At 71.5% G+C, this 25,319-nt stretch carries 22 protein-coding genes and 1 pseudogene; 11 read left to right on the top strand and 12 right to left on the bottom strand.

Annotated elements, in window-relative coordinates; genetic code table 11:
• Window positions 1-173: 173 nt before the first annotated feature.
• The 5 genes from ACIOJD_RS19485 to ACIOJD_RS19465 form a co-directional block, all read right to left on the bottom strand.
• Window positions 174-1,868: an alpha/beta hydrolase gene (locus ACIOJD_RS19485; protein WP_401914989.1), complete on the bottom strand. Its 1,695-nt coding sequence runs from the start codon at window positions 1,866-1,868 to the stop codon at window positions 174-176.
• A gap of 274 nt (window positions 1,869-2,142) precedes the next feature.
• Window positions 2,143-3,171, bottom strand: a complete 1,029-nt coding sequence (locus tag ACIOJD_RS19480; RefSeq protein WP_401914986.1) for a TIGR04222 domain-containing membrane protein — start codon at window positions 3,169-3,171, stop codon at window positions 2,143-2,145.
• 3 nt (window positions 3,172-3,174) lie between these two features.
• Complete coding sequence (locus ACIOJD_RS19475) at window positions 3,175-4,536, bottom strand: DUF692 domain-containing protein (RefSeq protein ID WP_401914983.1); 1,362 nt, start codon at window positions 4,534-4,536, stop codon at window positions 3,175-3,177.
• 181 nt (window positions 4,537-4,717) lie between these two features.
• Entirely contained in the window at window positions 4,718-5,494 is a 777-nt protein-coding gene (locus ACIOJD_RS19470) for a DUF4142 domain-containing protein (RefSeq protein ID WP_401914980.1), read from the bottom strand.
• Between the two features lie 183 nt (window positions 5,495-5,677).
• On the bottom strand, window positions 5,678-6,460 hold the full coding sequence (locus ACIOJD_RS19465) for a peptidyl-tRNA hydrolase (RefSeq protein WP_401915548.1): 783 nt from the start codon (window positions 6,458-6,460) through the stop codon (window positions 5,678-5,680).
• A gap of 197 nt (window positions 6,461-6,657) precedes the next feature.
• On the opposite strand from ACIOJD_RS19465, the gene ACIOJD_RS19460 reads away from it, so the two are divergent.
• The 4 genes and pseudogenes from ACIOJD_RS19460 (at window position 6,658) to ACIOJD_RS19445 (ending at window position 9,503) form a co-directional block, all read left to right on the top strand.
• On the top strand, window positions 6,658-7,332 hold the full coding sequence (locus ACIOJD_RS19460; protein WP_401914978.1) for an AIM24 family protein: 675 nt from the start codon (window positions 6,658-6,660) through the stop codon (window positions 7,330-7,332).
• A 140-nt stretch (window positions 7,333-7,472) separates the two neighbouring features.
• Window positions 7,473-8,270, top strand: a pseudogene (locus tag ACIOJD_RS19455) (ATP-binding cassette domain-containing protein); the annotation flags it as partial.
• A 257-nt stretch (window positions 8,271-8,527) separates the two neighbouring features.
• Window positions 8,528-9,196: an ABC transporter gene (locus tag ACIOJD_RS19450; protein WP_401914976.1), complete on the top strand. Its 669-nt coding sequence runs from the start codon at window positions 8,528-8,530 to the stop codon at window positions 9,194-9,196.
• 46 nt (window positions 9,197-9,242) lie between these two features.
• The gene (locus ACIOJD_RS19445) at window positions 9,243-9,503 is read left to right on the top strand and encodes a hypothetical protein (RefSeq protein WP_401915589.1); all 261 of its coding nucleotides are present in this window, start codon (window positions 9,243-9,245) and stop codon (window positions 9,501-9,503) included.
• A gap of 96 nt (window positions 9,504-9,599) precedes the next feature.
• On the opposite strand, the gene ACIOJD_RS19440 is transcribed toward ACIOJD_RS19445, so the two are convergent.
• The 5 genes from ACIOJD_RS19440 to zapE form a co-directional block, all read right to left on the bottom strand.
• On the bottom strand, window positions 9,600-10,445 hold the full coding sequence (locus ACIOJD_RS19440) for a polysaccharide deacetylase family protein (RefSeq protein ID WP_401914974.1): 846 nt from the start codon (window positions 10,443-10,445) through the stop codon (window positions 9,600-9,602).
• Window positions 10,446-10,570: 125 nt separating this feature from the next.
• Window positions 10,571-11,482, bottom strand: a complete 912-nt coding sequence (locus ACIOJD_RS19435; protein WP_401914973.1) for a PPK2 family polyphosphate kinase — start codon at window positions 11,480-11,482, stop codon at window positions 10,571-10,573.
• A gap of 103 nt (window positions 11,483-11,585) precedes the next feature.
• Window positions 11,586-12,953 carry an alkaline phosphatase PhoX gene (locus ACIOJD_RS19430; RefSeq protein WP_401914970.1) on the bottom strand — a complete coding sequence of 456 codons (1,368 nt, stop codon included), beginning with the start codon at window positions 12,951-12,953 and terminating at the stop codon, window positions 11,586-11,588.
• A 208-nt stretch (window positions 12,954-13,161) separates the two neighbouring features.
• On the bottom strand, window positions 13,162-13,587 hold the full coding sequence (locus ACIOJD_RS19425; protein ID WP_401914968.1) for an OsmC family peroxiredoxin: 426 nt from the start codon (window positions 13,585-13,587) through the stop codon (window positions 13,162-13,164).
• Window positions 13,588-13,665: 78 nt separating this feature from the next.
• The gene (gene zapE, locus ACIOJD_RS19420) at window positions 13,666-14,775 is read right to left on the bottom strand and encodes a cell division protein ZapE (protein ID WP_401914966.1); all 1,110 of its coding nucleotides are present in this window, start codon (window positions 14,773-14,775) and stop codon (window positions 13,666-13,668) included.
• Between the two features lie 37 nt (window positions 14,776-14,812).
• Here zapE and ACIOJD_RS19415 point away from each other — a divergent pair, with 37 nt between their 5' ends.
• From ACIOJD_RS19415 to msrB, 4 genes are all read left to right on the top strand, one after another.
• Entirely contained in the window at window positions 14,813-15,697 is an 885-nt protein-coding gene (locus ACIOJD_RS19415; protein WP_401914964.1) for a pyrimidine reductase family protein, read from the top strand.
• 129 nt (window positions 15,698-15,826) lie between these two features.
• Window positions 15,827-16,297 carry an indole-3-glycerol phosphate synthase gene (locus ACIOJD_RS19410; RefSeq protein ID WP_401914962.1) on the top strand — a complete coding sequence of 157 codons (471 nt, stop codon included), beginning with the start codon at window positions 15,827-15,829 and terminating at the stop codon, window positions 16,295-16,297.
• A 117-nt stretch (window positions 16,298-16,414) separates the two neighbouring features.
• Window positions 16,415-17,860, top strand: a complete 1,446-nt coding sequence (gene murC, locus ACIOJD_RS19405; protein ID WP_401914960.1) for a UDP-N-acetylmuramate--L-alanine ligase — start codon at window positions 16,415-16,417, stop codon at window positions 17,858-17,860.
• A gap of 50 nt (window positions 17,861-17,910) precedes the next feature.
• Window positions 17,911-18,318 carry a peptide-methionine (R)-S-oxide reductase MsrB gene (gene msrB / locus ACIOJD_RS19400; protein WP_401883997.1) on the top strand — a complete coding sequence of 136 codons (408 nt, stop codon included), beginning with the start codon at window positions 17,911-17,913 and terminating at the stop codon, window positions 18,316-18,318.
• A 94-nt stretch (window positions 18,319-18,412) separates the two neighbouring features.
• Here the strand turns inward: msrB and ACIOJD_RS19395 are convergent, their stop codons facing one another.
• Window positions 18,413-21,073: a GTPase-associated protein 1-related protein gene (locus ACIOJD_RS19395; RefSeq protein ID WP_401914957.1), complete on the bottom strand. Its 2,661-nt coding sequence runs from the start codon at window positions 21,071-21,073 to the stop codon at window positions 18,413-18,415.
• 685 nt (window positions 21,074-21,758) lie between these two features.
• Between ACIOJD_RS19395 and ACIOJD_RS19390 the strand changes: the two genes are divergently transcribed.
• Window positions 21,759-22,391, top strand: a complete 633-nt coding sequence (locus ACIOJD_RS19390; protein WP_401914954.1) for an N-acetylmuramoyl-L-alanine amidase — start codon at window positions 21,759-21,761, stop codon at window positions 22,389-22,391.
• A 37-nt stretch (window positions 22,392-22,428) separates the two neighbouring features.
• Here the strand turns inward: ACIOJD_RS19390 and ACIOJD_RS19385 are convergent, their stop codons facing one another.
• Complete coding sequence (locus ACIOJD_RS19385; RefSeq protein ID WP_401914951.1) at window positions 22,429-22,872, bottom strand: VOC family protein; 444 nt, start codon at window positions 22,870-22,872, stop codon at window positions 22,429-22,431.
• A gap of 204 nt (window positions 22,873-23,076) precedes the next feature.
• Here ACIOJD_RS19385 and ACIOJD_RS19380 point away from each other — a divergent pair, with 204 nt between their 5' ends.
• The gene (locus ACIOJD_RS19380) at window positions 23,077-24,036 is read left to right on the top strand and encodes a hypothetical protein (protein ID WP_401914950.1); all 960 of its coding nucleotides are present in this window, start codon (window positions 23,077-23,079) and stop codon (window positions 24,034-24,036) included.
• Window positions 24,037-24,129: 93 nt separating this feature from the next.
• Window positions 24,130-25,296 (top strand): M24 family metallopeptidase, encoded by a 1,167-nt coding sequence (locus ACIOJD_RS19375; protein WP_401914948.1) that lies wholly within the window; start codon window positions 24,130-24,132, stop codon window positions 25,294-25,296.
• The last annotated feature ends 23 nt before the right edge of the window (window positions 25,297-25,319 follow it).

Genomic DNA, 25,319 nt, shown 5'->3' with positions numbered 1-25,319 from the left:
CGAGGGCGGATCCTGGCGGTCCGCCTCCCCGAGCCCGCCGTCTGAACGGAGTGCGGGCCCCGCAGAGCACTGCGAGGCCCGCACTACCGGTGGCGGATCACGGTCAGGGCGGCATGGCGTTGTTCGCGTGCGTGTGCCATGAGCCGCGGAGATGGGCCCGTGCTCCCAAGCGTTCACGAACGAGGATCCGGATTGAGCTTTCTTTGCAGGTCGACAAACCTCTTGGCTGATTTGGGCGCCGCCGGTTTCGGCTCCGGGTGCGGTGCGCATTCCGTGCGTCGTGCGGGCGCCTTTCCGGCCAGCAGGTAGTTCTCGACGTACGTGTTGACGCAGGCGTTCCCGCCGCCTGCGACTCCGTGCGTACCGGCGTTCCGTTCGGTCACCAGGGACGAGCCGGCAAGACGCCGGTGGAGTTCCAGCGCCCCCTCGTACGGTGTGGCGGCGTCGCGTTCGGCGGCCAGGATCAGGGTCGGGGGCAGCTCGCCCGGCCGGGTGCGGAGGTCCACCGGCCTCTGCCGGGGCGCGTGCCAGAAGGCGCACGGCAGATTCATCCAGGCGTTGTCCCAGGCCTCGAAGGGTGCGACCCGGGCGAGTTCGGTGTTGTCGCGGTCCCAGACCTGCCAGTCCGTCGGCCAGGGCGCGTCATTGCACTCGACCGCCGTGTAGACGGCGTTGCTGTTCTCGCTGTCGGCCGCGGCCGCCGGCTTCGGGGCGGCCTGGGAGATCAGCGGCTTGGGGTTGCCCTTCAGATACTCGGCGAGAGCGGTGGCGCGGCTCGCCCAGTAGTCGTCGTAGTAACCGGCCCCCAGCATCGCCGCCTGGAGCTGACCGGGACCGACCTTCCCACCGGCCGGCTCACGGGTGATCCCGGCGCGGACCTTCTCGTAACTGCGCCGTACCGCCTCCGCGTTGGCGCCCAGGTGGTACGTCTTGTCGTGCTTGGCGACCCAGGTACGGAAGTCGGCCCAGCGCCGTTCGAACGCGACCGACTGGTCCATGTTGTTGCCGTACCAGATCTGCCGCGGGTCGGGGTTGACCGCGGAGTCGAAGACCATCCGGCGTACGTGGGACGGGAAGAGCTTCGCGTAGAGCGCGCCGAAGTACGTTCCGTACGACGCTCCCATGAAGGTCAGCTTCCGCTCGCCGAGGGCCGCGCGCAGCACATCCAGATCGCGGGCGTTGTTGAGCGAGTTGTAGTGGGGGAGCGCGGCGCCGGCGTGACGGGCACAGCCTTTGGCGTACGCCTTGGCTTTGGCGATCCGCTCCCGTTTGTAGGACTCGGAGGGGTGTACCGGGGACTGGGTGGGGACCTTGGCGAAGTCCGCCGGGTTCTGGCAGGAGAGCGGGGCGGAGCGGCCGACTCCACGCGGGGCGTAGCCGACGAGGTCGTACGCCCTGGCGATCCGCTTCCACCCGGGGAGAGCGGCGGCCAGCGGGAAGTACATGCCGGAGGCGCCGGGGCCGCCGGGGTTGAAGACCAGGGCTCCCTGCCGTTGGCCGGTCTTTCCGCTCGCGCGGACGCGGCTGACGGTGAGACTGATCTTCCGGCCGTCGGGCTCGGCATAGTCGAGCGGGACCTGGACCTTGCCGCAGGTGATGGGGGCGGGCAGACCCTCGGCCTTGGGGCAGGCGCGGAACGTGATGCCGGCGCCTCCGGCGCGCGCGACGGCGCGGATGACGCCGTGGGCCTCGGGGGCGGTGGCGTTCCGGGGATCGGCGCTCCTGGCCGCGGCGCCTCGGGCAGTGACGTTCTGGAGGGCTGCTCCTCCCCTGGTGACGTCGGCGCCGTCCGCGGGGGCGACAACGAGGGTCGACAGGACCAGGGAGCCGAGGGTCGTCAGAGCCCCGTACTTCACTACCGCTCTCATCGCGTTCCCTTCGTGCGAGCGGCTGAGGGTCAGCCGCACGCCGAAGGGTCGGCACAGGGGCGGGGCGTCGCAAGGACTTGTACGCGGTGTCGGGGGCAATGACCCCGGTGCGCCGTGCCGCCACCCGGGAGGGCCTCCCGGAGTGCGGGACGGGGCGGACTGTGCAGGTGGGGGTCCGGCAGGGGGTGACAGGGGTGGGGCGTGACGGCGAGTCGTACGGGCGGCTTCCCCGATGCGGGTCACCTGGTCCAACGCCGTTTCGGTGGGCGGGTGTTCAGGAACCCCCGCCGCCTCCGCCACAACTGCTTCCTCCGCCTCCACCTCCGCCGCAGCTGCTGCTGCCGCTGCTTCCCCCACAGCCGCTGCCACCGCCGGAAGCACCTCCGCCTCCGCAGGACGCGACGCCGCATCCGGACCCGGCGCCGCCGCACCCCGTACCGGAACCGGGCTCCGCGCCGGAACACCACGCCACCGTCGCGGCGGCCGTGTGCGGTGCCGGTACATAGTCCCGCCCCGGCCGCATCCGTGCGGCCACCCGCAACTGCTCCCGCAGCAAGGGGTCCGGTATTCCCGCGAGACCGTGCGCCGCGACCAGTTGGGCGACCGGGGGCTGCGTCAACGACGGCTGACCCGTCGGAAGCGAGGCTCCGTACGGAACCCCTGCCTGGAAGTTCAGCAGTGCCCGCCGTCCGCCGTGGGTGACGCGATGCCGAGCGGCCGACGCGCAGGTCGAGCCGAAGAGCCCGCCCACGAACAGAATCGGCAGAACGGAGAAGGCGAGCGCGCCGCTGCCGCCGCGAGGGCCGTCGGCGACGGCGACGGCGACGATGGACAGGACGAGCGCCACCGGCAGGGACAGGAAGCAGACCGCCGCCTGGATGACGCCCCACTTGCGCACCGTACGGCACTCGGCCGGTGCCACCAGCAGCCCACGGGCCGCGAGAACGTCCCCCACCTGCTGCACGGCCCAGCCCCGCATCACCGCCAGACGCAGCGTGTGCAGGGCGCCGCTGGGCGCCGCCGCATGCTCCTGGAGCACCAGCTGTTCCACCGGGTGGTGGGCGACCGCCCGCTGTACGGCGACGATGCCCGGCCCGCCGACGGTCAGCCGGCCGTCCGCGTGCATCCCGGCTATCGCGGCGTCCGCGACCCGGCCGGGACCGCCGCCGAGGAACGCGGCCTCCATCGCGTCATGGATGGCACTGTCCGAGCCCCGGGCGCGCAACTGCCTGACAGCGACGAGGAGCAGGACGGTCGAGACCGCGACGCCCAAATGGACCAGCAGAACGAGAGCGAGCGTCATGGGTCACCTCCCCATGAGCGCGGCGCGCGCCACTCGGACGAGATGGGTCGCCCTGCGGGGCGGACGCGCGCCGGCGCGCTCCTCCCACCAGAGCGTCAGCCGCCGCCGGGCCGCGGAGCGCTCGGGCCGCCCGTCGATCAGCAGATGTTCGGTGAAGTCGAGCGCGTCGCGGCGGTATCCGGCGCTCATGGGCCGGTGCGCGGCGTACGCGAGGAAGGCCGGGCGGTATCCGGCGCCGAGGATCTCCGGAAGTTCCGGTGCCACCTTGGCGATCACGTCGGCGCGCTTGGCGGCGAGGGCGCGGCTCTGCACGTCCAGCCGCCGGGGGTCGAATCCCGGCGGTACGGGCGCGCCGGCGACCAGGGCGGAGAGGAGGGCGGTCTGGCCGAGGGCGAGACGCTCGCGGGCGCCGTCGGCGACTCCGGTCGCGGGCACGGAGTCGGCGGCGGGAGCTGGGGGCGTGGCCCAGGCCTCGGTCTCGCTCCCGGGCTCTGCCTTGATGTTCGGCCCGGGGGCCGTGGTGGCCGGTCCCGCGGTGGCCGTGATCGTCTCGCGGATCACGGTCAGTTCACCCGCCAGCTCCGCCGCCGGAGGGAAGTCGTCGTCGCGCTCCAGCAGTACGCCCGGCGGGGCGACCCGCGAGCGCAGCTGCGCCAGTACATCGAGCACCGGCCGCGTGACCGGGTGGGCGTGGGTGTCGTGCCAGACGCCGTCGCGCTCGATGCCGCCCGCGACATGGACGTACGCGATGGCCTCGACCGGCAGTTCGTCCAGGGCCTTCGCAGGGTCCTCGCCGCGGTTCACGTGATTGGTGTGCAGATTGGCGACATCGATCAGCAGCCGGACGCCGGTGCGCTCGACCAGCTCCGCGAGGAACTGCCCCTCGCTCAACTCCTCGCCGGGCCAGGAGATCAGCGCGGCGATGTTCTCCGCGGCGAGCGGCACGGGCAGGGAGTCCTGGGCGATCCGTACGTTCTCGCAGAGCACGCGCAGCGCGTCCCACGTACGCGGGACCGGCAGCAGATGACCGGCTTCCAGCACGGGGGAGCCGGTGAGCGCTCCACCGGCCCGTACGAAGGCGATGTGCTCGGTGACCAGCGGCGACCCGAGGGCCTCGGCTCGCTCGGCGAGGTCCCTCAGGCGCTGTGCGTCCGGGCGGTCCGCGCCGCCGAGCCCGAGCGAGACCCCGTGCGGGACGACGGTGACACCGCGCTCGCGGAGGCGTACGAGGGAATCGGGCAGGTGGCCGGGGCAGAGGTTCTCCGCGACGGCTTCGACCCAGTCGACCCCGGGCAGCGCTTCGACCGCGTCGGCGATCTCCGGCCGCCAGCCGATGCCGATCCCCAGCTGTGGCGTGTTGCTCAAGGCTCCCCCTCTACGGTCTCCTCGGCGCGCGTCACGTCGTGGTTCTGGGGTCATGACCCCGGCGCGCGCCGGTGAATCCGTAGAGGGAGACGTTCAGAGCTTGATTTGAGGTTCCATCGAGCGGTGAGCCCTGAGGTGTCGGAATCCCGCGACCAGTGTTACGCGGTCTCCGGGCCCGGTGCTATGTGGTCTCCGGGTCCGGCCGGTTGGTGTTGACCGCGGTCGGGGCGCCCGGCTGGGTGGAGGGCTCGGAGGTGAAGCTCCCGTTGCCCGTCGGCTCGACGGCCTTCGGCGCGGGCGGCAGGTTGCCGTTCGGGGGCGGCGGGCCGGTCGGGCTGGCCGTCGCGGTGCCCGCGGCCTCGTTGGCGAGACCGTCGAAGTCGACCATGCCGGTGGCCTCGAGCATCGTGATGTGGTCCAGCACGGTCTGGTTGGTGTCCGAGGCCAGCTGCCGGATGAGCGTGTTCCGGGTGGTGTGACGTACCTGGGCGATCAGGGCGAAGACCTTGCCGTGCGCGTTGCGCAGCAGATTGGCGAACTTCCTCTCGTACTCCTGGCCGCTGGCCGCCGAGAGCTCCCTGAGCCAGCCCTGCTGCTGTTCGTTGGGCTGGTTCGGCAGCTGGACACCGAGCTTCGCCGCCACGTTACGGGCCCGCTTGTCGAGGTCGGTATGGCCGACGACAAGGTGGTCACCGCAGTCCTTGATGGCCTTGGTGGGGGCCCGTTCGATGGCCTGCTGCCCGGCCGGCAGCTCCCAGAGTCCGGCCAGCCGCACCTTGACCAGGAAGTCCCGGTCGGTCGCGGAGAGCGGGCCCCACTGCGTCGCCACCGAGGAGGCGTTGAGGTTGGCCTGGCCCGTACCGGAACGGTCGGCGTAGGACCAGACGGGGAAGGCCAGCGCCCCGACTGTGACGGCCAATGCCGCGATGATGAGCGCCGTACCGTTGATGCGTCGCAACAATGTGCTGCCTCCCGAACCGAATTGTGACACCGCTGAATCAACCGCTGACCGAAGGGCCGTTCAACCTACTTGGCGGCATGGGGAGATACGTACGACAGAGGCGGAGCGTTCAGCCCGCGGTGACGGATGATCAGCCGGGGCCTGTCCGGGGCCGGACAGGCCCCGGCTGTAGCGCGGCGATCACTCGCGCGGGAGGGGGCAGAGGCGACTGCCTCCTTCGACCGCGACAGTCTCGCCGGGGGCGATCTCCGTGAAGCCGGCGTCATGGACCACCGGCAGCCCGCCTGCCGTGAGTTCGTGCCAGCGGTGGGCGTCGGCCGTGCGTACGGCGAGCGGGAATCCGGCCTCGCGCCAGGCCTTGCGGTCGGTCTCCGACAGTTCCCACCAGGCGAGTTGGGCGCCGTGGCCGACCTGGGCCATGGTCTTGCCCGCCGACATGTCCAGCTCGGGGTTCAGCCACAGGACGGGGTGTGCCGGGTCCGGTGCGGGCGGTGGTTCGGGGTCGTCCAGGTCGGTGCCGGAGACCTGGAGCTTGGCCAGCTCCTTGGGCCAGCCGTCCAGCGGAACGGGTGGGAAGACGCGTACCTCGGCGGGTGGCACCGGCGTCGCCGCTGGTTCCGGCGCTGTGGCGGGCCCGCTGTCCCCGGCCGTGGGTCCCTCGGCCGTGGATCCATCGACCGTGGGTCCCGTGACCGTGAGGCCCGGGAGTGCCGAGGCGCGGCGCCACTCCGCGCCACGCGCCCGCCGTACGACCTTACGGATCTGGGCGTCCTGCCAGTCGCGCATGGCCTGGGCCCACTCGCCCTCGCCCAGCGACCGTTCGTCGGAGAGCATGACGAGCACCGCGCGGGCCGCGGTCTCCAGGGCGTCGGTACGGGCGGGAGGCGAGGCCTTCTCGATCCGGACCACCAGCGGCAGTACGTACTGCGGAGCGGTATCGCGGGAGGCCTGCTCGTGCCGCAAGGGCCGGGAGGGCCGGGAGGCACCGTCGGGGCTGCCGCCGTCGGTGCGACCGCTGTCGTCCGTGCGGTCGGGGCGCTTCGTCTCGTTCGTATCGCTGGTGTCGCTGCTCACGGTTCCAGTCTGCCAGCCGCACCCGCGCCCTTTCCCGGCCGAACCCTCCTTGGCAGAAGGCGGGCCTCGGGGCGACGATGCACGGCATGAAGAGCGATCTTTTCTCCACGGAGCACATGGCGCAGGCGGCGACCGTCCCCGGGATGACCCTCCAGAACGCCAAATCGATCAAGTACGCCGTGAACGGCGAGATGTATGCACGGCAGGGATCCATGGTCGCCTACCGCGGCGGCCTCCAGTTCGAGCGCAAGGGCCAGGGCCTCGGCGGCATGTTCAAGCGGGCCGTCACGGGCGAGGGGCTGCCGCTGATGGCCGTCAAGGGGCAGGGCGAGGCCTGGTTCGCGCACGAGGCCGCCAACTGCTTCATCGTCGACATAGAGCAGGGCGACGCGCTCACGATCAACGGCCGCAACGTGCTCTGCTTCGACGCGACCCTCTCGTACGAGATCAAGACGGTGAAGGGTGCCGGAATGACCGGCGGCGGCCTCTTCAACAGCGTCTTCTCCGGTTACGGGAAGCTCGGGGTCATCTGTGAGGGCACCCCCATCGTGATCCCCGTCAGCGCACAGGCGCCGGTGTATGTCGACACGGACGCGGTCGTCGGGTGGAGCGCGCATCTCGACACCTCGCTCCACCGGTCGCAGTCCGTCGGCTCGATGATCCGAGGGGGTTCGGGCGAGGCCGTCCAACTGATGCTCCAGGGAGAGGGCTTCGTGATCGTCCGGCCGAGCGAGGCCACTCCGCAGAAGCCCTCCGCGTAGGGCCTGTCCGGGGCACCGAACCGCCCCGGAAGTCCAATTGCCCCGGGCACTGAACCGACCCGGGTGTTGAACCGTACTGGGATCATGTGGTGAAGAAACTCCAGAGCGTGGGCCGCCGTTACGGCCTCCGCGGACCGTGGGTGCTGCGCGGGATCGATCTCGATCTGCCCGCGCGCGCCCTGGTCCGCGTCGAGGGCGCCAACGGCAGTGGGAAATCAACCCTGTTGCGGTTACTCGCGGGCATCGAGGCACCCACGGAGGGGCGCGTCGCCGGACGGCCCCGCACGGCGTACGTCCCCGAGCGCTTCCCGGTCTCCCTGCCCTTCACGGCCACCGGCTATCTGGTCCATCTGGGCCGGATCCACGGGCTGGGGCGCGAGGCGGCGGAGGCCGGCGCCGACGAGTGGCTCGAACGGTTCGGGGCGGCGGAACACGCCTATACGGAGATGTCCGAGCTGTCCAAGGGGACCAGCCAGAAGGTCGCGGTCGCCCAGGCGCTGCTCGCCGAACCGGAGTTGCTGGTGCTCGACGAGGCCTGGACCGGGCTCGACGTCTCGGCCCGCAAGGAACTGGACCGGGCGGTCGCCGAGCGGATCGCGGCGGGCGGCTCGGTCGTGTTCGTCGACCACGACCCGCGTCGGCTGGCGGGCGTCGAGGACGAGGTGTACGTGGTGACGGAGGGCGGCCTGGTGCGCCGTACGGGCTCCGGGGAGCGTGCGGACGGTACGCGCGAGCGCCCGGGGGCCGAAGCCGTGCGGGGCCCGAGGGTACGGATCGTGGCCGAGGGGCCGTCGGGAGCCGCGCCACCCGACGGACTGCCGGGCTCACCGGCGTACGAGACGGGCCCGGAGGACGGCTCCATACTGCTCACGGCACCGGCGGCGCACTCCGACACGCTGCTGCGGGCGTTGCTGACGGCGCGTCCGCCCTGGCACATCAGGGAGGTGGGATTCACCGGGCCCGCAGAGCCCGTCGATCCCGCAGGGCCCACCGAGGCCGCTGGGTCTGTCGACCCCGTCAAGTCCTCTGGGCCCGCAGAGGCCGTCGGGCCTTCTGCGCCCGCGGAGTCCTCCGAACCCGCGGAGTCCTCCGATTCTGCCGAGTCCTCCGATCCCGCCGCTCGCGGAGCCATTGGTGAGACCGTTTCCGTCACCACCTCCGCAAGCCCGGACACGACGACGAGGGGCCCCTCCTCATGACGGCCCTGCTGCGCTATCAGATCGCCCTGCTGCTGCGTTCGCAGCGCTGGCTGCCGCCGGTTCTTCTGTACGGGGCATTTCTCGGGGTCGGGGTGCAGGCCGGGCAGCCGATCCTGGACTCGCTCGGCTACGCGGCTGCCGCGCTGCTGCCCGTCACCGCCTGGCTGGTCCGGGTCTGTGTCACGCAGGAGCCGGCCGCCGCGCGTGCCGTCACCGCGGCCGCGACCGGGCCGTACCGGACCCACCTCGCCGCTCTGCTGGCCGCGACCGCCCTCGCGGGCGCGCTCGCGACGGCCGGCACGCTGATCGTCCTGGTGATCAGCGAGCCGCTGAACGCCGACCACACGGTGGACGTCCCCCTGCTTCCCGCCGGGACGGCGGGACTGCTCGCGGCCGCTGTCTGTCTGCTGCTCGGTCTGGCGGTGGGCACGCTGTGCAGTCGGCCGCTGCTGCGCCGCCGGGGCTGGTCGATCGCGGTGAACGTGGTGGTGGCTCTGGTGGCTCTGGTGGCCGGCGGGTCACCGGCGAAGTACGCGATCAGCGGACTGGTGACCGGCTCGCTGACGGGCGCGGTCCACGTACCGGCCCTGCCGTTCGTCGCGGCGGCCCTGCTGGCGGCGGTGGCGGCGGCCACGGCCTGCGCGGTGGCCGTGCGGCGGGGCTGAGCCGTGGTGGTGAGGCTGAGCCGCGGTGGTGAGTACGCTCGGTGGCATGGCCGAAGGGACAGCTGCCGCACCGGAGTCGCACGAGCCGCAGGGGTCGCACGAGCCGCACGAGCCGCAAGTGGCAGAAGTGGCAGAAGTGGCAGAAGTGGCGCAAGCGGCAGAAGTGGCAGAAGCGGTGGAAGCCGTCGCGTACGCCGACTGCGTGCTGTGCGCGAAGCCGACCGAGTACCCGCGGACGGTCAGGGGCGCGACGCTCTGTCCCGTCTGCGAATGGCAGGAGGCCCAGCGGACGGCGTGCTCGGGCTGAGCGCCTCCGCGGTCGGGTCTCGGCCGCGCCCGCGACGTCCCCTGGGCGCCGGACATACGCGTACGCCCGTACACGTACGCACGCCGGGGCTCACGCTCACCGCTTCATCAGCTCGGAGACCTTGACGAAGCGGTAGCCGCGCTCGCGCAGTTCGGGAACGATCCGCCGCACGGCCTCCTCCGTCACCGGCGCCGCGCTGCGCGTGCAGTGCATCACCACCAGTGAGCCCGGCTTCACGTCCTTGAGTACCTGCTCGGCGACGGCGTCGGCGTCCGTGGCGAAGGCGTCGCCGCTGACGACGTCCCACTGCACCGCCGTCACCTTGGCCGGGGCGAGAGCCCGGAGCGACGCCTTGTCGTAACAGCCTCCGGGGAAGCGGAAGTACGGCACCACATTCGTCGCCCCCGCCGCACGGAACGCGGTGAAGGCACGCTGTACGTCGGCGTTCATCTGCTCGCCGCCGACCCTCGGCAGCCCGTAGCAGTCCGCGGTGAACGCGTAGTGGCTGTAGGAGTGGTTGGCGATCTCGAAGAGCGGGTCGTTGCCGATCGCGTTGGCCTGGGTCGGATACTCCTCGGCCCACCGTCCGGTCATGAAGACCGTCGACGGGACTTCGAGCCGTCGCAGCAGAGCGATCAGCGAGGGATTGTCGAAGCGTTCGCCGCGCGCCGCTCGCGGGCCCTGATCGGCCGTCATGTCGGCGTCGAAGGTGAGCGCCACGGTCTTCCCGGCGGCCGGGCCGCCGCGCTTGAAGACGGGCGTCAGACCGCCGGGAGCGGGGGCCAGGGTCGGGGGCCCCTTCACGGCGGCGGCTCCGGGGGAGGCGGACTGGGGGGAGGCGGGGGACCCGGGGGTCACGGGCTTTTCGGCGCTGCCACCGCACCCGGCGAGGGCGACACCCAGGACGACAACAGTGGCGAGCGAACGCGCAAATGTGATCATTCACGGAAAATATATGATGATCTGTCCGGAATGGGTGTACGGCACTCACCCGCGAGCCGAAGCCACCGAGCGGGGTCAGGACACGGCCGGGAGCAGGTTCGGGGCCCCTCCCGCCCGGACCGGGATCAGGGCATCGCCAGGAGCTCTTCACGGGCTTGCCCGACGTCGAAGCCGGCCGTCGGATAGCTCGGGGCGAGCGCTTTCAGGTGCTCCAGCAGCAGCGTGCTGATCGCCCAGTTGCGGTACCACTTACGGTCCGCGGGGACCAGGTACCAGGGTGCCGCGGCCGTCGAGCAGCGGTGCAGGGCCAGCTCGTACGCCTCCTGGTAGGCGGGCCACAGGGCACGGTCCTCGATGTCGGACGGGCTGAACTTCCAGTGTTTGTCCGGGTTGTCGAGGCGGGCCAGAAGGCGGGCGCGCTGTTCCTCGTAGCTGATGTGGAGGAACACCTTCACGATCGTCACGCCGTCATCGGCGAGTCCCTGTTCGAAGCGGTTGATCTGCCCGTAGCGGCGGCCGAGGTCGCGCCTCGGCACCAGTTCGCGGACACGGGCGATCAGAACGTCCTCGTAGTGCGAGCGGTCGAAGATGCCGATCTCGCCGAGGCCCGGGAGCGCCTGCCGGACGCGCCACAGGAACGGGTGCCTCCGCTCCTCCGTGGTCGGGGTCTTGAACGCCTTGATCCGGCAGCCGGCGGGGTTGAGGTGGCCGATCACATGCTTGACCGTGCCGCCCTTGCCGCTGGTGTCCATGCCCTGGAGGACCAGGAGGACCCGGCGGGTGTCGCCCGCCGTGCTGGACGCGTACAGGCGTTCCTGGACGCCCGCCAGGTCTTCCCCCAGCCGGGTGAGGGCCGCGAGGGCCGTCGCCTTGTCCTTGGGGCCGCCCGGGGTGGCCCGGGAGTCGTACGAGGAGAGGTCGACCGAGTCCGCCTCGGGGATACGCAGCAGGTCGCGGAGAGCCGGTTTCGGCGCCTTCCGCTTGTTGTCCTTCCTCGCCGACTTCTCAGTCGGCTTCTTCGCCACCTTCTTGACCACTGCGCACCCCTTCCGGTCGGTTCTCCCGAGGGTGCGTCTGATGTTCGCGGTCCGCGACCGCTGGTGGAACGGCGGCCGCGGACGCGCGCCGGTACGGCTGTTGCTATGAGCGCCAGGGGCCGGTCACGGCAAAGGTCGTCCCCGGGTGGTAGCAGTTCATGTACATCGTCTCGCCGTCCGGCGAGAAGGTGACTCCGGCGAATTCGCCCCACTCCGGTTTCTCCGGCGTGCCGACGTTCTGCGCGCCGCGCGCCATCGCGTACACCTCGCCCTGCCGCGTCACCCCGTACACATGCTGCGCGCCCCCGCCGTCCTCGCACACCATCAGGCCGCCGCTGGGCGCGAGGCAGATGTTGTCGGGGGACTCGCCCGGCAGCTGGATGTCCGTGTCCGGGCCGAAGACGATCACGAGCGTGAGCCGGCGCCGCTGCGGCTCGTACTTCCACACCTGCCCGAAGTGGGTCGCGGCCGAGCCCTCCGAGCGGTGCGCGAAGCTGGACACGAAACAGACCGAGCGGCCGCCCCAGTAGCAGCCCTCCAACTTCTGCGCGTGGGTGATGCCTTGGGGGCCGAAGTCCTGCAAGCGGATGGGGGTCTCTTTCGCCAGCGGGTCCGGTACGGGGACCCACTCGATGCCGTCGAAGCTCGCGCCCGTCTCCTGCACGGTCGAGAGGTCCGGCACCCCCGGCACCCGCATGGCCTCCAGGGCGCCGCCCGCGCGCAGCGAACCGATTCCGCCGCGCGGCTTTTGGGGCAGGAAGCGGTAGAAGAGCCCGAACGGCTTGTCGAACGCGTCCTCCGTCTCGTACACCGTGCCGTTGCCGGGGTCGATCGCGATCGCCTCGTGCTGGAAGCGGCCCATGGCGGTCAGCGGTACGGCTCCGGTGCGGCGCGGATCGGCGCCGTCGACCTCGAAGATGAAACCGTGGTCCTTGGTGTAGCCGTTGGTGCCGGCCCGGTCCTCGGTCTCCTCGCAGGTGAGCCAGGTGCCCCAAGGCGTGGGCCCGCCCGCGCAGTTGACGGCGGTGCCGGCGATGGCGACGTGTTCGGCGAGAACGTTGTTGCGGGCGTCCAGTTCGAGCGCCGTACAGCCGCCCTTGCCCATCGGGTCGTATGTGATGCCGGAGACGGTCGGGACGGAGATCGGGGCCGTGGGCCGGTTCTCGTGGTTGCGTACGAGGTGGACCCGGCCGCGACGGCCGGCGAACGCGGCCATGCCGTCGTGGTTGCTGGGGACCTTGCCCTCGCCGGAGCGGAGCTGGTCGCCCTCTCTGGACAGGACCTTGTAGCGGAATCCCTTGGGAAGATCGAGCAGGCCGTCCGGGTCGGGCACGAGCGGACCGTAGCCGCTGTGGCCCAGTCCCTGAGCGTGTGCGGTGCCGGTGAAGAGTTCCGACACGGCACCGCTGAAGGCGATACCCGCGGCGGTCGCTCCGGTACGGGCGAGGATCTGACGTCGTGTTGCGGACATGAGGCAACTCCCTGCTGGCGGACAGGAGATGTGACCCGCATGTGTGTATCACGTGGTGTCGGACACGTGAACCACGCGAGTCACCGCCGGCCTCGGGTGTCGCGTGGTGCGGCTGCTTCCGACGATCCGCCGGACGGCTGATTCGCTTCGGGTCCGAACCAGGTTCGGACCCGAAGCGAATGCAACACGAACCCTGATGCGGTCCGAGTCAGGCGAGCTCGGCGCTCAGCGTGATGGTCGTCCCCGCCAGCGCCTGGCTGACCGGGCAGTTCGCCTTGGCATCGGCGGCCGCGGCCTGGAACGCCTCGGCGTCCAGACCCGGGACCTCACCCTTCACGGTGAGGTGGATGCCGGTGATGCCCTCGCCCGGCTGGAACGTGACATCGGCCTTGGTCTCCAGCTTGGTCGGCGGAGTGCCGGCGCCGGTCAGGCCGTGCGAGAGAGCCATCGAGAAGCAGCTGGAATGGGCGGCGGCGATCAGCTCTTCCGGGCTGGTCTTGCCGTTCGCCTGCTCCGCGCGGGACGGCCAGGAGACCGCCTGGTCGGAGATGCCCGAGGAGTCGAAGGAGACGGTGCCCGAACCCTTGAGCAGCTCGCCTTCCCAGACCGTGTGAGCGGTGCGAACAGTAGCCATGGTGGTTCCTTCCGATGGTCAAGGATGGTCACGGGGGACCGCCGCCCCTGAAGGGTTGCCGCCCCCAAAGCCCCCAACCTACTGGGTGACCAGCCCTTTCGCGTCCCTCGCCAGGGCAGTCAGACGGGAGATGGCACGGAAGTACTTTTTGCGGTAGCCGCCGTTCAACATCTCTTCACCGAACAGCCGGTCGAAGGGCAGGCCGGAGGCGAGCACCGGAACCTCCCGGTCGTACAGCCGGTCCGCGAGGACGACGAGCCGCAGCGCCGTCGACTGGTCGGGCACCGGCGAGACATCCGTGAGGCAGACGGCCCGCAGTCCGTCCGTGAGCGCCCCGTACCGGCTCGGGTGGACCGTGGCGAGGTGGTCGAGCAGACCGGGGAAGTCGTCCAGGCTGGCGCCCTCGGTGGCGTACGCGGCCTTGGTCACCTGCTCGTCGGTGTACGGGGGAGGGGCCTCGGGCAGCCCGCGGTGGCGGTAGTCCTCGCCGTCGATACGCAGTGGCCGGAACTGTGCCGCCAGGCCCTGGATCTCCCGCAGGAAGTCGGCGGCGGCGAACCGGCCCTCGCCGAGCTTGCCCGGCAGGGTGTTGGAGGTCGCGGCCAGTGCGACGCCCGCGTCGACCAGCCTGCTGAGCAGGCTGGAGACCAGGACGGTGTCGCCCGGGTCGTCCAGTTCGAATTCGTCGATGCAGAGGAGCCGGTGGCCGCTGAGCGTCTGCACGGTCTGCTGGAAGCCCAGCGCGCCGACCAGGTTCGTCAGCTCCACGAACGTGCCGAACGCCTTCAGCTCCGGCGCGGCGGGGGTGGCGTGCCACAGGGACGCCAGCAGGTGCGTCTTGCCGACGCCGTACCCGCCGTCGAGATAGACCCCGCGCGGGCCGGTGGGTGCCTGTGGTTTACGGGCGAACCAGCGCTTTTTGGCCTGCCCCGGCCCCTGGCCCTTCCGGGCCGCGTGCGATCCGCCCAGTCCCGCGGCGAAGTCGCTCAGGACGGTGACGGCCTCGGGCTGGCTCGGCTGGTTCGGGTCGGGGACGTACGTATCGAAACGTACGGAATCGAAACGCGGCGGCGGCACCATCTCCGCGACCAGCCGGTCGGCGGGAACGCGCGGCTCACGTGCGCAGAGGGAGAGCGGGGCCGCGCCGGTGAGCGAGGAATGGCCGGAAGCGGCGGTGGAGTACGACACAACTCTTCACTCTATGCGCCGTGCCAGACTGCTCGACATGCGACGCCTGTTCCCTGTGACCGATCAGACAGTCTCCGCTCGGACAGTCTCCGCCGCGGACCGTGAATGGACGCTCGGCGAGCTGGCCGACGCCTACGCGTACCCGACGGCGGCCACCGCCACGGGGTCGGGCGAGCGGGTGGAGGCGGGGGCTGATTCCGGCCACGCGGGGCAGGAGGGCCGTGATGGACGCCCCGGCCGCGACGGGCACCCGGCCGCCCCGCTCTGGCTGCGGGCCAACATGGTCTCCACCCTGGACGGCGCCGCCCACCACGAAGGCCGTTCCCAGGCCATCTCCTCCCCGGCGGACATGCGGATCTTCGGCACCCTGCGGGCGCTCGCCGACGCGGTGGTGGTGGGGGCGGAAACGGTACGTCTGGAGGGTTACCGGCCGGCCCGTGCCCGGGAGGCCTTCGCCGAGCGGCGGGCCGCGGCCGGTCAGGGACCCGCGCCGGTGATCGCCGTGGTCAGCGCGAGCCTGGAGCTGGATTTCTCGCTGCCGCTGTTCAGCGGCCCCCTCGTCCCCACGCTCGTACTGACGGGAGCCGCCGCGTCCCGGGAGCGGATCCTGGCCGCCGAGAAGGCCGGCGCCGAGGTGGTGATCGCCGGAGACGGTCCGGGCGTGGACCCCGCCCGTGCCGTACGGGCCCTGGCTGACCGCGGTCTCGTCCGGCTGCTCACCGAGGGCGGGCCCCGGCTGCTCGGACAGTTCGTGGCGGCGGGCGTGCTCGACGAGCTGTGCCTGACCATGTCTCCCACACTCGCTTCCGGGTACGCGCAGCGCATCGTGGGCGGGCCGGCTCTCGCCGTACCCGAACGGTTTGCCCTGGCATCGATGCTGGAGGAGGACGGCTTTCTTTTCACCCGATACCGTCACATCTGACAATCGGTGGAATTTGTCGTTCCGGTTAGCTTCCGCTGGGCAGACTTATCTCGCAGACCCCGTGCGGGCACGGGGAAGGATGGTTTCCGCAGTGGGCCGAGCGGTCCATGAAGACGAAGGGCGCCCGTCGTGTTCACAAGCGTATTGATGATCGAAAAGCCGCTGACGCCCGAGGACGTGGAGTTCGTCACCACCCTTCACGGTGATGAGACGGTGTCCTTCGTCGTGCTCATGCAGCCCCGCGGCGACCAGGCGGACATCCTGCTGCGCGCCATCGACGACGTCGCGATCGGCGAGCTGAGGGACGCCACCAGGGAGGGCGACGAGCCGGAGGGCCTCCAGGCGAGACAGCCGGCCGAACTGGCGCTCGAACACTCGCTGGCCGCGTTGCGCGCCCACGGGTCCGAGGCCACGGGCCATGTCGTCGAGGAACACCCGCTGGACCATCTGAAGGCGGTCGTCGACGAGTGGGGGGCCGATGAGGTGATCGTGCTGACCGAGCCCCACTACGTGGAGGAGTTCTTCCACCGGGACTGGGCGTCCCGGGCGCGTCACAAGGTCGGCGTACCGGTGCTCAAACTCTTCGCGCACAACGAATAGTCTGGGGCGGCGCGTATACGACGCGTACGAGACACGACGCGTTCGAGACGCGTACAACTCGCGCAGTGCCCCCGCTCGTACCCGGGGCCGCGCCCGCCGCATCTTGGAGAGACACGTATGGCACCGGCACCCGGTATCCCCGCAGCCCTGGAACGGCCGCACTTCATCGGTATCGGCGGCGCCGGAATGTCGGGTATCGCCAAGATCCTCGCCCAGCGCGGGGCCAAGGTCGCGGGCAGTGACGCGAAGGAGTCGGAGACGGCGCAGGCGCTGAGGGCGCTGGGGGCCACCGTGCACATCGGTCACGCCGCGGGGCATCTCGCGGACGACGCGTCGTGCGTGGTCGTCTCCAGCGCCATCCGGGCCGACAACCCCGAGCTGGCGCGGGCCGCGGAACTGTCCGTGCCGGTGGTGCACCGCTCCGACGCGCTGGCCTCGCTGATGGGGGGCCTGCGGTCGATCGCCGTCGCGGGCACCCATGGCAAGACGACCACGACGTCCATGCTGGCCGTCGCCCTCACCGAGCTGGGCCTGGACCCCTCGTACGCGATCGGCGGGGACCTCGCCGGACCCGGCACGAACGCCCGGCACGGCGAGGGGGAGATCTTCGTCGCCGAGGCGGACGAGAGCGACCGCAGCTTCCAGAAGTACGACCCCGAGGTCGCGATCGTCCTCAACGTCGAGCTGGACCACCACGCCAACTACGCCTCGATGGACGAGATCTACGAGTCCTTCGAGACCTTCACCGGCAAGATCGTCCCCGGCGGCACGCTGGTGATCGCCGCCGACCAGCCGGGCGCCGTCGAGCTGGCCTCGCGGGTGCGCGAGCTGTCCAGGAGCGAGGGCACGCGCGAAGGCTCGTCTCCGCTCAAGATCGTCACGTACGGCGAGGCCGAGACCGCCGACGTCCGTGTCCACAAGGTCACCGCGCGCGGCCTGACCAGCGAGGTCACGGTCATCCTGAACGGGAAGTACCTCACCTTCACCGTCTCCGTCCCCGGCCGCCACTACGCCCACAACGCGGTGGCCGCACTCGCCGCGGGTGTCGCCCTCGGTATCCCGGCCCACAACCTGGCCTCTGCCCTCGGCAAGTACACCGGGGTCAAGCGCCGCCTCCAGCTCAAGGGCGAGGCCGCGGGTGTGCAGGTCATCGACTCGTACGCGCACCACCCCACCGAGATGACCGCCGACCTGGAGGCGATGCGCGCCGCGGCGGCGCCCGGCTCCCGGCTGCTGGTCGTCTTCCAGCCGCACCTCTTCTCCCGTACGCAGGAACTGGCCGTAGAGATGGGCCAGGCCCTCGCCCTCGCCGACGCGTCGCTCGTCCTCGACATCTATCCGGCCCGCGAGGACCCGATCCCCGGTGTCACCAGCGCCCTGATCACCGGCGCGGCCGAGAAGGCCGGGGCCACGGTCACGGCCGTACACGACAACGGCGCGGTCCCCGGGGCCGTCGCGGGAATGGCGGGACCCGGCGATCTTGTTCTCACCATGGGCGCGGGCGACGTCACGGACCTCGGTCCGGAGATCCTGGCCCGCCTGAACGACGGAGCCCGTGACTGAGCACCCGTGGCTCGCTGGGTGACCGCCTGTGACCGACTGAGGGAGAGCGCATGTCGTACGACATAGAGAAGCCGGACGAGCAGTGGCGCGCGGAGCTGTCCGAGGCGGAGTACCAGGTGCTCCGCAAGGCCGGCACCGAGCCCGCCTTCGTCGGCGAGTACACGGACACGAAGACGACCGGCGTCTACTCCTGCCGCGCGTGCGGCGCCGATCTCTTCCGGTCCGACACGAAATTCGAATCGCACTGCGGCTGGCCGTCCTTCTACGACCCGAAGGACACGGACGCGGTGGAGCTGATCGAGGACCGCTCCCACGGCATGGTCCGCGTCGAGGTGCGCTGCGCGCGCTGCGGCTCGCACCTGGGCCATGTCTTCGAGGGCGAGGGCTACCCGACCCCGACGGACCAGCGGTACTGCATCAACAGCATCTCGCTGCGGCTGGCGCCGGACGAGAGCTGAGCCGCCCGCGTCGGTGACCGGCGCCGATCACCGACGACGGGGTTCGGCGCCGAGGTCACGAGCGGTGGCCGGTGGCGACCGGCGGTGATCGCGCTCAGGCGCGGTGGCCGTCCGGTCGCGGCTGTTCCGTGGTGTCGGCGCCCGCCCCTCCCGAGGCGGGGAACCCTTCCGCGGCGGGGAATCCCTGCGTGGCATCCGCTCCTTCCGGGGCGGGCAGCGGCTGTTCCACGACGGCGGCGGCGCGGCCCCGGCCTCGGCCGCCGAAGCGCAGGCCGAGCCGGCTCAGGGCACCCGGCCGGTTCCAGGCACGGAATTCGTCGGCCTTGCGGCTCCCCGTACGCTCCAGGCACCGTTCGACGGCGGCGATGTCCTCGGCGGGCAGCGTGCGCACCACGGGACGCAGCACCTTGTCGAGCAGGGTCGTACGGGTCCGGTCCCAGGTCTCGTTCGCTCCGGGGAGCGCGGTCCAGGTGGTGAAGCAGTCGGCCAGGAACGCGGGCACGGTACGCAACCGGTCCCGTATTCCGTCCTCGTGGGCGACGGCGAGATAGGCCGCGGTGAGGTCCGGGTCGCCGCTGTGCACCAGGGCGTACAGCTCCCCCTCCGGCCGCTGCTCGGAGAGCAGATGGCGCGCGACCGTCCCGAACACCTGGGCCAGTACGCCCGGTTCCACCGGTTCCGCCCCGGCGCGCAGTGCCAGCGCGCGGTCCGTCCAGCCGGCCGCGGCCCGGCCGTCCCGCAGGTCCCCGGCGAATTCGAGGAGCAGCAGGGCTCCCCGTACACGCGGTTCCAGTTCGCCGGGAAAGCTGCGCAGCAGATCATGGGCGAGATCAGGGGAGTCGGGGCTGTCGCCCGGTCCTTCGAGCGCGGCGTGTACGAGAGCGGGCCAGGTGTCCGCCGTGCGGTGGGCGTCCGATCCGGTGTCCGCGAGCATCGTCCTGGCCTCGCCAGGAGTGGGAGTGGCGCCGTCCCACACGAGCCGGACCGCGGTACGCAGTACGAGCGGATCGGCGAACGGGGAGACGCCGCAGGCGCGCAGCAGGGAGCGCAGGGCGGCGACGCGATCGGCGTCGGGCGATGACGAATCGGCTGCCCGAGCGCACATCCGCAGATGCGGCAGGGACTGAACTCCCGTGACGGAAAGGGCCGTTCGGCCGAGCAGCCGGACAGCGGCGGGCGGGTCGCCGGCGGCGAGAGCGTCGAGCTCGCCGAGCAGCAGGGTGCGCAGATCGAAGTGTTCGTCCAGCGCGGCCCGTACAGCCGGGGTGCAGGCCGCCTCCGGATCGGAGATGAGGGCGCGGGACAGGCGGCGGGTGAGGCCGGGCAGCAGGTCCGTACAGTCCACGCCGAGCTGCTCGGCCAGGCGCAGCAGCTCCACGGGCCGGGAGGTGTCCGATTTGGTGTCCGGCTCGGGATCCGGCTCGGGGTCCGCCCCGTCCGTCCTGTCCGCCGCGTCGGCAGTGCCGGTGAATCCCTCGATGCCCACGCGGAGTTCGGGGGCCAGCTCGGCGGCGAGGCGCTGCCTGAGGTCGTCGGGGAGCGAGGAGAGGCGCAGATCGGACAGTCCGGGTCCGGAACCCGGAGCCCGGACGGCCTCGGTCAGTACGAGGACCCCGAGCGGAGCGGTCGTGGTCGCCGGAGCCCTCCCGTCGAGCGCCGTGAACAGGTGTGCCAGAGCTGCGGTTTCGGCCGGAGTCCGGTCCTCGGCGGCGCTGATCAGGGCGTCGACGACTCGGTGCAGTCGTTCCCCGTCCAGCGTGTTCGCGTGCTCCGACACCCAAATGGCCGCCGCCGTACGGCCGTTCGTACCCGGGGATATGCCCGAACACAGTGCGGCGACGGCGAGCGGGCCGGGGGCGAAACGGCCGCCCGGCAGTGTGGCCGCCTCCGCGAACAGTTCGGGAGCCCTGCCCAGCCAGACATGTACGGCGATCTCGGCCCAGGCGTCGGCGACCGGTGCTGTCGGTGGGGCAGGTGTGGCGGGCGCGAACGGCGGGGCGGGCAAACCGACGGTGCAGTCGAGTACGCGGTAGCGGTGCTCCTGGCCGGTCAGCCCCCGCGCGTCCGCCGGCGGCACCCCGATGATCTGCTGCCGGGCGAGCCGCGGGTGGCGCGTATAGGTGGTGAAGGTCAGCCGGTGGGCGTCCTCGGGCGGCAGTACGGTACTGGCCAGCGCGATCCACCGTGCCACGTCGGCGCTGTCCCGCTCGACCAGGACGAGCTGCGGCGCGGCCGGCTCCCCGGCCGACGGGCGCAGGGCGGCGAAGAACCCCGCGAGCCAGGGCGAACGGGAAGCGGCGAACGCGACCAGCTCACGCCGGTCGAAGCTCCGTGACTCCGGCGGCCGCCGAAGCGGCGTGGGCGCACCGCCGACCGGGGTGCCGACCGCCCACTGCGGTGAGTCCCAGGAGCTGATGGGAGGGGGCCCGGCGGACAGCGCCGCGTCCGCCGGCAGATGCACGGCGTGGGCGTGGAAGGTGGCCCGGTCCTGGCCGGGTTCGGTTCCCGTGCAGACCGTCCTGGCCAGCAGACGGCTGCCGTCGGCGAGGACGCTGTGGCTGAACGCCCCGGGGAACGCGGAGAGTTCGGCGGGTGTCGGATGCGGCGGCGCGTCGTGCGGTGGTTCGTAGGCGAGGAGCTGCTCGGCCTCCTGGAGCAGCGCGTCGGGCACGCCGGGACTGACCGCCGTGAACCGGGGTCCCGTTCCGTCGGATCCCGGCGGGGCGGAGGCGAAGTGCAGTTGTGCCAGGCTCACGCGCCGACTCCTTTCGCCATCGACGCTGTCGGCGTCGCGACCGCCGCTGATCCGTGTGCGCCGAAGCCGGGTCCGCGACCGCCGTGGTCGCTGCCGCGCGTCCCGGTGGCCGTCACCGGAGAACGGTGGCGCGCTCGCGCGGCCGGGGCGCGGCCGGGACCGCGGGGGCGGATGACGGTCGTCATGTCAGCGAACCACCAGGTGTAGCGGGGGAGGGCTCTTCGAGACGCGCGCAGGCTCCCCTGCCGCCGGGGAGGGGAACCGCGCACAGCGTACGGGGGTCGGCGGCCGGTCGCCTCGATCTCGCGCCCGACGGTACCGGCGCCATGTATCGCGGCACCACCCGCCCCCACGTCCCTTTGCCGGGGCTTGTCCCGGGGCTTGTCCCGGGGCCGAGTGGGGCCGGGCTCGGGGCAAACCGCGTGGCGTTCCACCGTGGTGGAGCGGGTGAGCGGTAGGACAGGGGCCTGTACGGGTTCAACGTGCCCTGACCGGGGCGTGTTTCACCTGTGAGAGGTCCGGACGGAGAGGCGTTTTCTTTCGTCCCTCCGCGATTGTTCGCCTGCACTTCTTGGCATGGCCCTGTCGGAAATTCAGTATGGGGCGGGACGCGCCACGCGCGTCCCGCCCCGTTCCGCCCGGCTCGGCCCCGTCCCGCCCCGGCTACGTATTTCGGGAGACTCCCATGGAGACCCACGGCCCCACCCCGCTCCGGCGCACATCCCGGCGCGCGTTGCTCCGATCCGGTGCGTCTCTCGGCGCCGCCGCCCTCGGACTCGCCGCCGTACCCCCCGCCCCCACCGCCGCCCACGCCACAGACCGCCGGAGTGCCGCCGTCAACTACCCGCCCACGCACTGGATCCCGGCCAGCACCGCCAACTACACGGTGGCCTCCCGCCCGACGCAGTACAAGGTCGATTTCGTGGTCATCCACGTGACGCAGGAGACCTTCCCGGACGCGCGGGACATCTTCCAGAACCCGGCCAAGAAGGTCTCCTCGCACTACATGGTGGCCTCGGCGGACGGGTACATCGGCCAGTTCGTACGGGAGAAGGACGTCGCCTGGCACGCGGGCAACTGGAACTACAACACCCGCAGCATCGGCATCGAGCACGAGGGCTGGGTGGACCGGCCGGAGTACTTCACGGACGCGATGTACGCGGCGTCCGCACGCCTCACCGCAGCCGTCTGCGACAGGTATGGCATCCCCAGGACGCGCGAGCGGATCATCGCGCACAGTGAGGTGCCCGGCGCCACGCACACCGACCCCGGCCCGCTCTGGGACTGGGACCGCTACATCGCTCTGGTCAACAGCTGAGCGCGGACCACGCCCCTTCCCCGCGCCCCGCGCTTTTCTACGCGCCCCGCGCGGGCTGGAGCAGGTCCCAGCGATTGCCGTAGAGGTCCTCGAAGACCGCGACCGAGCCGTACGGCTCATGACGGGGCTCCTCCAGGAAGCGGACGCCCGCGGCCCGCATGCGCGCGTGGTCGCGGGCGAAGTCCTCGGTGTGGAGGAAGAAGCCGACCCGGCCGCCGGTCTGCGCGCCGACGCTCGCGCGCTGTGCGTCGTCCGCGGCACGTGCCAGCAGGAGACCGGTGGACCCCGCCGGGGGCTCCGCCGCCGACCGGGCCGTCCCCTCCGCCGGTGCCCCGGCTCCGGGCGGACGGACGACGACCCAGCGGGAGCCGTCGCCACGGTCCGTGTCCTCGACCAGGTCGAAACCGAGGGCGTCCCGGTAGAAGGCGATGGCCTTGTCGTAGTCGTCGACAACAAGGGTGGCCAGGGCGATGTACGGCATGCGGGGCACGTTATACGTATGACTATCGTCCGGGCAAGGCGGGGTCTCGCTCTCATTTCCCGGGAACCGCGCTCACCTCGTTGTCACACTCGGCGACTAACATCGGAGATTGCACGGTTGAGGCGGCGGGTCCCACGGACTCGGCGGACGGACAGCGACGACACGGCGGCGAGCGCGCGCGAAGACACAGGCGGAGGCGATGGCGTGAGGTTGTTCCGGCGAGGCCCGAAGCGCGACGGACGCGACATGCCCCGGGACCCCGCGTTCTCCTTCTTCTCGGTCGACGAGGCCGCGCGTTTCCGTGCCCAGGTCCGCGAGGCCTTCGCCGAGCGCGGCCTGGAGGTCACTCTCTACGCGGACATGGCCACCGACAGCGCCGGCCGCCAGTTCGGTCTCGGCAATCTCGCCGCCGTCTGTCACAACGACGACCGCGGCCCGCGCGTCTGGGGCGAACTGGCCCGCAGGCACGCCGGGATGGTGCTGCGCACCATGGACGGCCCCTCCGCCCTCGACACCCTGTCGCCCGAGCAGATCCGCGCCCAGCTCTATCCCCGGGTGATCAGTCAGTACAGCCTCGACCCGCAGACCTTCGGCTATGCGCGGTCCGTCGCCCCCGGGCTGTACGAAGTGCTCGCCCTCGACCTCCCCGAGAGCGTCATGATGCTCACCGACGAGGCGCTGGAGCCGCTCGGCGAGGTCCAGCAACTGCGTGACCAGGCGCTGGGCAATCTCCGCGAGCTGCCGGTCGAAGTGCGGGAGACCGTCAAGAACACCGGAGGGATACGTTTCGAAGTGGTGCTGGGCGACTCGTTCTACACCGCCAGCCGGGTCCTCGCGCTGGACACCGTCGTGCGGCAGGTCACCGGGCAGCGGATACCGCCGGACGGAGCGCTCGTCGCCATGCCTTTCCGGCATCAGCTCGCCTTCCACGTCATCCGGGACACGACCGTGATCCCGTCGCTGAACGCCATGGCGTCCTTCGCCGCCTCCGGGTACGAGGACACCCCGGGGGCCATCAGTCCCTACGTCTACTGGTGGCGCGGCGGCACGCTCACCCAGCTCAGCGACGAGGACGAGGACGGCGAGGGGCTGCGGATCGTCGTCGGCGGCGAGTTCCAGGAACTGCTGGAGCGACTGGTCGAACAGGGCTCCCCGGGCAGCTGACGCCCGAGTACGCAATACGCTCCACACGAGTTGAGCGTTCCACGCGTTCGATTCGGTACGAGGCACGCCGCCGAAAGCCGACAGGGAGGCCCCATGCCCACCGCACCCCCGCCCTTCACCGCGGACGACTACCGTGCCCGGATGGCCCGTGCCGCCCGGTCGGCCGCCGATGCCGGGCTGGCGGGAGTGCTCGTCGCGCCGGGCCCCGATCTCGTATATCTCACCGGTTACCGGCCGACCGCCGACACCGAACGCCTCACGATGCTCGTCGTCCCCGCGAGCCGGGCTCCGGACCAGGACCGGGCCGAGGCCCCGGAGCAGGCCCCGGGCCCCGTGCTGGTGGTGCCGACGCTGGAGGCACCGGACGCCGCGCGGGCCGCCGGGGCCGCGGCGCTCACCCTGTGCGACTGGACCGACGGCAAGGATCCGTATGCCATGACGGCTCCGCTGCTCGATCCCGCCGGGCGCTTCGGCGTCAGCGACAACGCCTGGGCGATGCACCTGCTCGCCCTGCAACAGGCCCTGCCCGCCACCTCGTACGTGGCCCTGACCGAGGCCCTCCCCATGCTGCGCGCCGTCAAGGACGCGCGGGAGCTGGCCAGGGTCGAGGCGGCCGGCGCCGCCGCCGACGCCACGTACGAAGAGATCCTGAAGGTCCGCTTCGCCGGGCGCAGGGAGACGGACGTGGCCGCCGACCTCGCCGTGCTCCTCCTCCGACACGGCCACTCCCAGGTGGACTTCACCGTCGTCGGCTCGGGTCCCAACGGCGCCGATCCGCACCACGAGGCCGGCGAACGTGTCATCGAGCGGGGCGACATGGTCGTCCTCGACTTCGGCGGCCTCAAGGACGGCTACGGCTCCGACACCACCCGTACCGTCCATGTCGGCGAACCCGGCGCCGAGGAGCGGCGCGTCCACGAGGTCGTACGAGCGGCCCAGCAGGCCGGGTTCGAGGCCGTACGGCCGGGAGCCGCCTGCCAGGAGGTCGACCGGGCGGCCCGCGCGGTCGTCGAAGCGGCCGGATACGGCGAGTACTTCATCCACCGCACCGGCCACGGCATCGGTGTCACCACCCACGAGCCGCCCTACATGATCGAAGGCGAGGACCGGCCGATGGTGCCGGGCATGTGTTTCTCCGTCGAGCCCGGCATCTACCTCCCGGGGCGGTTCGGAGTCCGGATCGAGGACATCGTCACGGTCACGGAGACAGGCGGCCGTCGCCTCAACAACACGCCCCACGGACTGGCGATCGTCGAATAGTCCACCGCCGGTCCGCCCTCACC

This window comes from Streptomyces sp. NPDC088116 (assembly GCF_044741745.1).
Taxonomy (GTDB): Bacteria; Actinomycetota; Actinomycetes; order Streptomycetales; family Streptomycetaceae; genus Streptomyces.
The sequence above is the reverse complement of the archived record's forward strand: the minus strand, read 5'-3'. Positions and strand labels throughout refer to the sequence as shown.